General features: G+C 62.7%; 9 protein-coding genes. 4 read left to right on the forward strand and 5 right to left on the reverse strand.

All coding sequences use genetic code 11. From position 1 onward, the window contains the following. Positions 1-2396 (reverse strand): ATP-dependent helicase HrpB (gene hrpB, locus QZ522_RS15965; protein ID WP_294613797.1); only part of this gene is annotated, 2396 nt, incomplete at its 3' end. Positions 2397-2512: 116 nt separating this feature from the next. Here hrpB and meaB point away from each other — a divergent pair. Beyond that, positions 2513-3493, forward strand: coding sequence for a methylmalonyl Co-A mutase-associated GTPase MeaB (gene meaB / locus QZ522_RS15970; RefSeq protein WP_294613800.1), 981 nt, complete (start codon positions 2513-2515; stop codon positions 3491-3493). A 13-nt stretch (positions 3494-3506) separates the two neighbouring features. Here the strand turns inward: meaB and QZ522_RS15975 are convergent, their stop codons facing one another. Beyond that, positions 3507-3746: a hypothetical protein gene (locus tag QZ522_RS15975; protein ID WP_294613801.1), complete on the reverse strand. Its 240-nt coding sequence runs from the start codon at positions 3744-3746 to the stop codon at positions 3507-3509. A 123-nt stretch (positions 3747-3869) separates the two neighbouring features. Between QZ522_RS15975 and QZ522_RS15980 the strand changes: the two genes are divergently transcribed. From QZ522_RS15980 to QZ522_RS15990, 3 genes are all read left to right on the forward strand, one after another. After that, positions 3870-4580, forward strand: coding sequence for a M48 family metallopeptidase (locus tag QZ522_RS15980; RefSeq protein ID WP_294613804.1), 711 nt, complete (start codon positions 3870-3872; stop codon positions 4578-4580). Between the two features lies 1 nt (position 4581). Beyond that, positions 4582-4938, forward strand: coding sequence for a YigZ family protein (locus QZ522_RS15985; RefSeq protein WP_294613807.1), 357 nt, complete (start codon positions 4582-4584; stop codon positions 4936-4938). Between the two features lie 62 nt (positions 4939-5000). After that, positions 5001-5267, forward strand: a complete 267-nt coding sequence (locus QZ522_RS15990) for a DUF6455 family protein (protein WP_294613810.1) — start codon at positions 5001-5003, stop codon at positions 5265-5267. A 43-nt stretch (positions 5268-5310) separates the two neighbouring features. Here the strand turns inward: QZ522_RS15990 and QZ522_RS15995 are convergent, their stop codons facing one another. The 3 genes from QZ522_RS15995 to rimO all read right to left on the reverse strand — a co-directional run. Then, the gene (locus QZ522_RS15995) at positions 5311-5952 is read right to left on the reverse strand and encodes a hemolysin III family protein (RefSeq protein WP_294613813.1); all 642 of its coding nucleotides are present in this window, start codon (positions 5950-5952) and stop codon (positions 5311-5313) included. 66 nt (positions 5953-6018) lie between these two features. Continuing rightward, positions 6019-6267 carry a hypothetical protein gene (locus QZ522_RS16000; RefSeq protein ID WP_294613816.1) on the reverse strand — a complete coding sequence of 83 codons (249 nt, stop codon included), beginning with the start codon at positions 6265-6267 and terminating at the stop codon, positions 6019-6021. Positions 6268-6454: 187 nt separating this feature from the next. Further along, the coding region (rimO, locus tag QZ522_RS16005; protein WP_294613819.1) for a 30S ribosomal protein S12 methylthiotransferase RimO at positions 6455-7627 on the reverse strand (1173 nt) is incomplete at its 5' end.

Here is a 7627-nt window from a genome sequence, read left to right on the forward strand (position 1 = left end):
CATGGATGCCGGGGGTAGCGCCCGCGCATGTCCTTGCGCACATCGGCGTAGGAATTGGCCCAGAAACCGGGGATGTCCATCGTGGTCTGGACCGGCTTTTGCCCCGGCGACAAAAGCGTCACCCGCAACGGGGTGCGTGCGACCATCGGATGGCTGGTCTGGCCGAACATTTCTTGCAGGCGCAACGAGATTTCGGGGTGCTCGCCACTGTAATCAATCGGGATTTTGCGCCCCAGTGGGGTGGTGAAGGCGCCCGGCACTTTTTGATCCAGCGCCTGCATCTGGTCCCAGCTCAGCCGCGCGCGCAGCGCATCCAGCATGTCGAAGCGTTTCCAGTCCTGCGCGGTCTTGACCCCCTTGAGATAAGGCAAAAGCCAATCCTTGATGCTGTCCATCAAGGCGGCGTCGGACATATCCGGCATATCCTCGCCCGCATCGCGCATCAGCCGGACCCGCGCCAGAAAACGGTGCGCCGCGTCCGACCAGGTCAGACCAAGATCGCGTACCCCGTCCAGCATGGCCTGCGCGATGGCCTCGGCGGGCGCATCTTTCCAGTGGCGGTCATCAAGCACGAGCGCGCCAAAGCATTCCTGTTGCCGGGCGACCACGCGGCGTTCGCGTTTTGACCAGCTGCAAACATCGCGCCAGGCGATCTGATCGGCGTAAAGCGCGCGAATTTCGGCCTCTGATATCTGGATTGCCTGTCGAATACGCGCCTCGCGCGGGTTGCCATCAAGATCGGTGGCCACGATCAGGCGGGCGCTGGCAAGGGTGTCCTCCTCGGGCAGGATCGCGCCCTTGCCCCCCGACAACACATAGCGCGGCTGATCGCCCTTGCGGCGCAATCCGATGCGGTCAGGATAGGCAAGTGCCGCCATCTCGGCGTCGCTCATCGTGGTCTGGTCTGCGCGCCTTGCCTGGCGGACAAGGCGCCTGGCCTCGGCCTTGATCCGCTCGACCGCGCCGCGGTTGGCGATATGGGGCGAGCGGTCGCAATAGGCTTTGTAATCCCGGATTGCCGCCAGCCGCAGTGTCAGATCGACCGGGGCACCGCGTGCCAGCGGGTCGCGATCGGCCAGCAAGGCGGCCAGCGGCGCCGCGTCTGGTCCGGCCACGGCCAGCATATGCGCCAGACGCGGATGCAGCGGCAGCGCCGCCAGGGTGCGTCCATGCGGGGTGATGCGGCCCCCGGTGTCAAGCGCGCCCAGCATCCTGAGCAACGATTGCGCCTCGCTGAAACTGCCGGGGTTGGGCGGTGTCAGAAATGGCAAACCCTCCGGTTCCGCCCCCCAAAGGGCAAGTTCAAGCGCCAGTGCGCTCAGGTCGGCGGCCTCGATCTCGGCGGGGGGGAAGGGGGGTAATGCGCCTTCTTCGCCCTTGGTCCAGAGTCGATAACAAATGCCCTCGGCCACCCGCCCGGCGCGGCCCGTGCGTTGGGTCGCCTCGGCGCGGGTCACCGCTTCGGTTACCAGCCGCGACATGCCCGACCCCGGATCGAACCGCGCCCGCCGCGCGCGACCGCCATCCACCACCACGCGGATATCCTGAATGGTCAGCGAGGTTTCGGCGATCGCCGTCGCCAGCACCACCTTGCGGCCTTGATCCGAGGGCGCAATCGCGGCCCGTTGCGCGGCAAAATCCATCGCGCCGAAAAGCGGGCGTATCTGGCAATCCGGCGAAAGGCGCCCCTTCAACAGTGTCTCGACCCGGCGAATTTCACCCTCGCCGGGCAGGAACACCAGAATGCCGCCGGTGGTCGCATCAGCAGCCTGAACCACCAGATCGGCAAGAGCCTCTTCATAGCGTTTGCCCTTGGGCAGGGGCCGGTCAAGCCAACGGGTCTCGACAGGATAGCTGCGCCCTTGCGAGGTGATCACCGGCACATCGCCCATCAGGTCTGCGACGGGTTCGGCGTCGAGCGTCGCGGACATCGCCAATAGCATGAGGTCATCGCGCAGCGCGTCCGCCACCTCAAGACAAAGCGCGAGCCCGAGATCGGCATTGAGCGAGCGTTCGTGGAATTCGTCAAAGATCACCGCACCGACGCCCGACAGTTCCGGATCGGATTGGATCATGCGGGTCAGGATGCCCTCGGTGACAACCTCTATCCGGGTTCGGGCCGAGATTTTCGCCTCGCCGCGGATGCGGTAACCGACGGTTTCGCCGGGAGTTTCACCGATCGTCTGTGCCATCCTCTCGGCGGCGGCGCGGGCGGCCAGACGGCGCGGTTCCAGCATCAGGATCCGTCCGGCCGTCAGGTTCGCGCGCCAGATTTCAAGCGGCACGACCGTGGTCTTGCCGGCCCCCGGCGGCGCCTGCAACACTGCACGCCCCCGCACCCGCAAAGCGTCAAGCAGCGGCGCAATCGCGTCATGGATGGGCAAACGGGGTGTCATCCCTGTCTTATCCGCGATCACGGGGTGGAATTCCATAGCCCGCGCATCTGGACAATCCCGCCCCGTGCAAGGCATGTAGTCACACGACAGCCATTTCAGAACAACGGGCCGCCCGCATGGATATTTCAGACCTCAGAGACCGGATTCTTGCCGACGACCGCCGCGCGTTGTCGCGCGCGATCACCCTGATTGAGAGCACGCGGGCCGATCATCGCGAACAGGCGGTCGCCCTGATAGAAGCGCTCAAGACGTCGGGGCGAGAGGCCGTTCGCATTGGTCTGTCGGGCACGCCGGGGGTCGGAAAATCGACCTTTATCGAAAGCTTTGGCATGATGTTGACGGCACAGGGCCTGAAGGTGGCAGTGCTTGCGGTTGATCCGAGTTCGACTCGTTCGGGCGGGTCGATCCTTGGCGACAAGACACGGATGGAACGCCTGAGCCGCGATCCGAAGGCCTTTATCCGCCCCTCGCCGAGCCAATCCCATCTGGGCGGCGTCGCACGGCGCACCCGCGAGGCGGTGACCCTCTGCGAAGCGGCCGGGTTTGACGTGGTGCTGATCGAAACGGTCGGCGTGGGACAGTCGGAAACCGTGGTGGCGGAGATGTCCGATCTCTTCATTCTGCTTTTGGCACCGGCAGGCGGCGATGAGTTGCAGGGCGTCAAGCGCGGCATCATGGAAATGGCCGATATCATCCTTGTCAACAAGGCCGATGGCGACCTCAAACCGGCGGCGATACGCACCTGTTCGGATTACGCCGGCGCGCTCCGGCTGTTGCGCAAACGTCCGCAGGATCCCGAAGGCTTTCCCAAGGCAACCACCGTATCGGCGCTTCACGAAGAGGGGCTTCGCCATGCCTGGGACGAGATGATGACACTGATCAAGTGGCGGCGCGAAAATGGCCATTTCGCCGGGCGCCGAGCCGAGCAGGCGCGCTATTGGTTCCGTGAAGAGGTGCGTCAGGGGCTTTTGGCCCGATTGGCCACACCCGATGCCCGGACCGTGATGCAGGACTATGCCGAACGTGTCGCCGAGGGTGAAATGACCCCGACGGTGGCCGCATCCGAGGTCTTGCGCCGATTGCATGGCGAGCCCTGATCCGGGCAGATTTCTATTTCTTGTTAGGTGCTTGCATGTAAACCCCTTCCGGCAGGTCCAGCGCTGCGCCCAGATCGCGCAGCTGTGCCATCGACAGGGTGATCACATGGGTCTGATCGGTGCGCGGATCGTATTGTTCGATCGTGACGCATTCTTCAAAGGCATTCACGATCACATCCTCGCCCAAGGGTGCGGCGCCTTCGTCGACCAGCGTTATGACGGTTGAGTCGAATTCGTGTTCAATTGAAAACATAGGTTTAGCCTAGCGCGTTGGCGTGTCTTTGCAAGCCCGCTGATCGGGGTGGTGCAAGGGGCTGTAAGGGGGGTGAAACCCTGCTAAACACAGAGGTGAGATCGTTAAATGATGAGGAGCGTCATGCGTTTGATCCCCCTTCTTTGCCTGCTTTCGGTGGCGGGTTGCGTGTCGACGGTCGAGTCGGGCCAGACAAGCCGCCCGGCCCCGGCACAGGCTGTTCAAAAGGCGCCCTCGGTGCCGACGCGTAGCAAAATTCAACAATTCCAAACGGTTGTGAATACAGTAGAGCCCGTTGCAGAGCGTGAATGCCGCGCCCGTACATCGGGGCAGAATTGTGATTTCCGGATCGTGGTGGATGATCGCGAGGGGCAGCCTTCCAATGCCTACCAGACCGTGGACAAGTCGGGGCGCCCGATTCTGGCCTTCACCCTTGCGCTGATTGCCGATGTGCGCAACCGCGATGAGCTGGCCTTTGTGATGGGGCACGAGGCCGCGCACCACATTCAGGGGCATATCCCCCGCCAGCAGCAAAACGCGGCCACCGGGGCGATCCTGCTCGGGGGGCTTGCCGTTTTGACCGGGGCCAACTCTGCAGTGATTGAACAGGCGGTGGATATCGGTGCGGGTGTCGGCGCGCGCAGCTATTCCAAGAATTTCGAGCTTGAGGCGGATGCGCTTGGCACGCTGATCACCAAGCGGGCGGGCTATGACCCGGTGAAGGGCGCCGAATTCTTTACGCAAATCCCCGATCCGGGCGACCGTTTCCTGGGAACGCACCCGCCCAATGCCCAACGCATCGAAACCGTGCGGCGCGTGAACGCCGGGCTGTGACATGCGGCAATTGCGCGGTGTGATCAGCGACCGAGGCTCGAGCTATGCGGTCTCGGGCGGGGATGTGCATAGCCGCGAGGAAATCGAGGCCTTTCTGAAAGAGCTGAAACGCGACAAGAAATTCGCCCGGGCGACCCATAATACCTGGGCGGTTTTGCTGGCAGACGGCACAGCGTTGAAGGGGGATGACGGTGAATCCGGTGCCGGGATGGTGATTTTGCGCATGCTGGAGCGTGAGGATCTGCGCGATCATGTGATTGTTGTAACCCGTTGGTATGGTGGCAAAAAACTTGGCGGAGACCGGTTTCGCCATGTCCAGGACTGTGTGCGCGCATATTTTGCGGATCGCGCCATTTGATTCAGGTCAAAGTCAGATATCTCAAAGCCCTTCATCCTGCGCCGAGCAGCAGGAGAACGGGCATGCAAAGCATCACCACGTTGAAACGTCACGCCGATCTGGTTGACCGGATGGCCAACACTCTGGGTGTTGATCTGGAAGAAAAAATGATGGCCGGACAGTTGCGGCCCGGCGATCTTAGCGATGCGGTGCTTGCCTGTACCGGCTGCGCCAATCCCGAGGCCTGCGATCATTGGCTGGCGGCGCAGGACGGCGCGGCAGAGCAAGGCCCGGACTATTGCCGCAACGGCGATCTGTTTTCACTTTTGAAGGCGGGCAAGCGCGCTTGAGGCCGTGGCGCGGGCGCCAAGGCCGCCCGTTGATGGCCGCGCTTCAGAGCGTCGTGGCCAGTGCACTGGAGATTCCGAGGAAAAAGCAGGCCGAGGCCAGGGCGACGAAGACATGCCAGATCGCATTGGCAAAGCGCAGGCTTTCCCACGTATAAAACACCACCCCGGCGGTATAAAGAAGCCCGCCGGACAGCATGAGCCAGATGCTCGTGCGTGGCAGGATATCCACCAGCGGCACGAACAGTGCGACGCCGAACCAGCCAAGCGCCACATAGGGTAGCCACCCGGTGGTCATCTGGCCGCGCTTGGCCAAAAGCTTGGCGCCGGCCCCGATCAGGGCCAGCACCCAGACCAGTGCCAGAATGACATAGCCGAACCCGGTTCCCAAAAGCACGCTGAGCGGGGTGAAGGTGCCCGCAATCTTAAGGTAGATTGCCGCATGATCCAGCCGCCGCAATATCGGACGCGCGGTGGTATGGGCGGCAAGGTGATAGGTGGCCGAGGCGGCCAGCATCAGGATCAAAGCGCCGGAATAGATGATCGTCGAAGCCAGCGTGACCCCATCCATTCGCAGCGCCCACATGACAAACAGAATACTGACGCCGATGATGGCGGCGACAAGGCCGATGATGTGGACTGCGCCATCTGCCATGCGTTCGGCACGGGAATAGTTGGGATAGGACATATCAATCATCACTCCTGTATGGCAGGAAAACCTTAATGAATTCATGATGCCAAAGATTTTCGGCTTTTATAGGGTAACGTTGGGGCAATTGCGGCGCTCGCGTGCCGGGTGACGGGCGTAAAGCCACGGCGCGAGAATGCGATCATAGATGACCCCGGCGAGGTGCTGCCGCCCTGGCAAGGCCACCACAAGCGCAACCCCTCGATAGCGCGGCATCGCGGCCCAGAGCATCACAAATGCCTCGCCCCCAGAGGTGACGCGACCACCTTGGCGCACATGCAGCCGACGCGCGGCGGCATTGGCGGGTTTCCCCAAGTCCGGGGCGCTTGCGATCCGGACCGCGCCCGACCCTCCCCACGGGAGGGCGCTTCGCACCCACCCAGGGCCGGGCGCTGTCCCATAGGATCATAAAAGTTACGGATTTTTAAGTGAGCGGAAAAATGCTTCGTTCAAGACGACGCAAGATCAGCGGTTTTCAGAGGCCTGTTCAAATGATCGCGGCTTATGATGCGACATTGCCGTTCAAACACCCCCATAAATCATACTCCCCTGCCTCATCCACCTCGACCGATACGATATCCCCGACCGACAGCCCTTCCGTCCCCTCGTCGACGAACAGGTTCCCGTCGATCTCGGGGGCGTCGGCCTTGGTGCGGCAGGTGGCGATGCCGTCGCTGTCGATGTCGTCGATGATCACGTCGATGCGCTGGCCGATCTTGGCCGCCAGCTTGGCCTCGGAGATGCCTTGCGCCTTGGCCATGAAGCGGTCCCAGCGGTCCTGTTTGATCTCGTCGGGCACATGATCCGGCAAGTCGTTGCTGCGCGCGCCGGCGACATTTTCGTATTGAAAGCAGCCGACGCGATCAAGCTGCGCCTCGTCGAGCCAATCCAGAAGGGTCTGGAACTCTGCCTCGGTTTCGCCGGGATAGCCGACGATAAAGGTCGAACGCAGGGTCAGCTCGGGGCAGACCGAGCGCCAGGCGGCGATCTCATCCAGGGTGCGCGCGGCGGCGGCGGGGCGCGCCATGCGGCGCAGCGTTTCCGGGTGCGCATGCTGGAACGGGATATCGAGATAGGGCAGCACAAGCCCCTCGGCCATCAGCGGTATAAGGTTGCGCACATGCGGATAGGGATAGACGTAATGCAGCCGCACCCAGGCCCCGAGCGAGCCAAGATCGCGCGCCAGATCGGTGATATGGGCGCGATGGCCATTCGCCTCGGCGTGTTTGATATCGACGCCATAAGCGCTGGTATCCTGTGAGATCACCAAAAGCTCTTTTACGCCGTTCCCGACAAGTTTTTCGGCCTCGCGCATCACGGCATGGGCGGGGCGTGACGCAAGGCGGCCGCGCATGTCGGGGATGATGCAGAACTTGCACTTGTGGTTACAGCCTTCGGAAATCTTGAGATAGCTGTAATGGCGCGGTGTCAGACTTACGCCCGAGGCGGGCAACAGGTCGATGAACGGATCGGGCGAGGGCGGCACGGCGGCGTGCACGGCATCGAGCACCTGTTCGTATTGATGCGGCCCGGTCACGGCCAGGATGCGCGGATGATGTTCGCGGATATAATCCGGTTCGGCGCCAAGGCATCCGGTCACGATGACACGCCCGTTTTCCGTCAGCGCCTCGCCGATGGCATCGAGGCTTTCGGCCTTGGCGCTGTCGAGGAAACC

The organism is uncultured Roseovarius sp. (genome assembly GCF_913054395.1).
In the GTDB taxonomy this organism is placed as follows: Bacteria; Pseudomonadota; Alphaproteobacteria; order Rhodobacterales; family Rhodobacteraceae; genus Roseovarius.

Coding starts and splice junctions, on each gene's coding strand:
- QZ522_RS15975 (WP_294613801.1), bottom strand. CDS start 3,746: ATGTTTTCAATTGAACACGAATTCGACTCAACCGTCATAACGCTGGTC.
- meaB (WP_294613800.1), top strand. CDS start 2,513: ATGGATATTTCAGACCTCAGAGACCGGATTCTTGCCGACGACCGCCGC.
- QZ522_RS15995 (WP_294613813.1), bottom strand. CDS start 5,952: ATGTCCTATCCCAACTATTCCCGTGCCGAACGCATGGCAGATGGCGCA.
- QZ522_RS15985 (WP_294613807.1), top strand. CDS start 4,582: ATGCGGCAATTGCGCGGTGTGATCAGCGACCGAGGCTCGAGCTATGCG.
- QZ522_RS15980 (WP_294613804.1), top strand. CDS start 3,870: ATGCGTTTGATCCCCCTTCTTTGCCTGCTTTCGGTGGCGGGTTGCGTG.
- QZ522_RS15990 (WP_294613810.1), top strand. CDS start 5,001: ATGCAAAGCATCACCACGTTGAAACGTCACGCCGATCTGGTTGACCGG.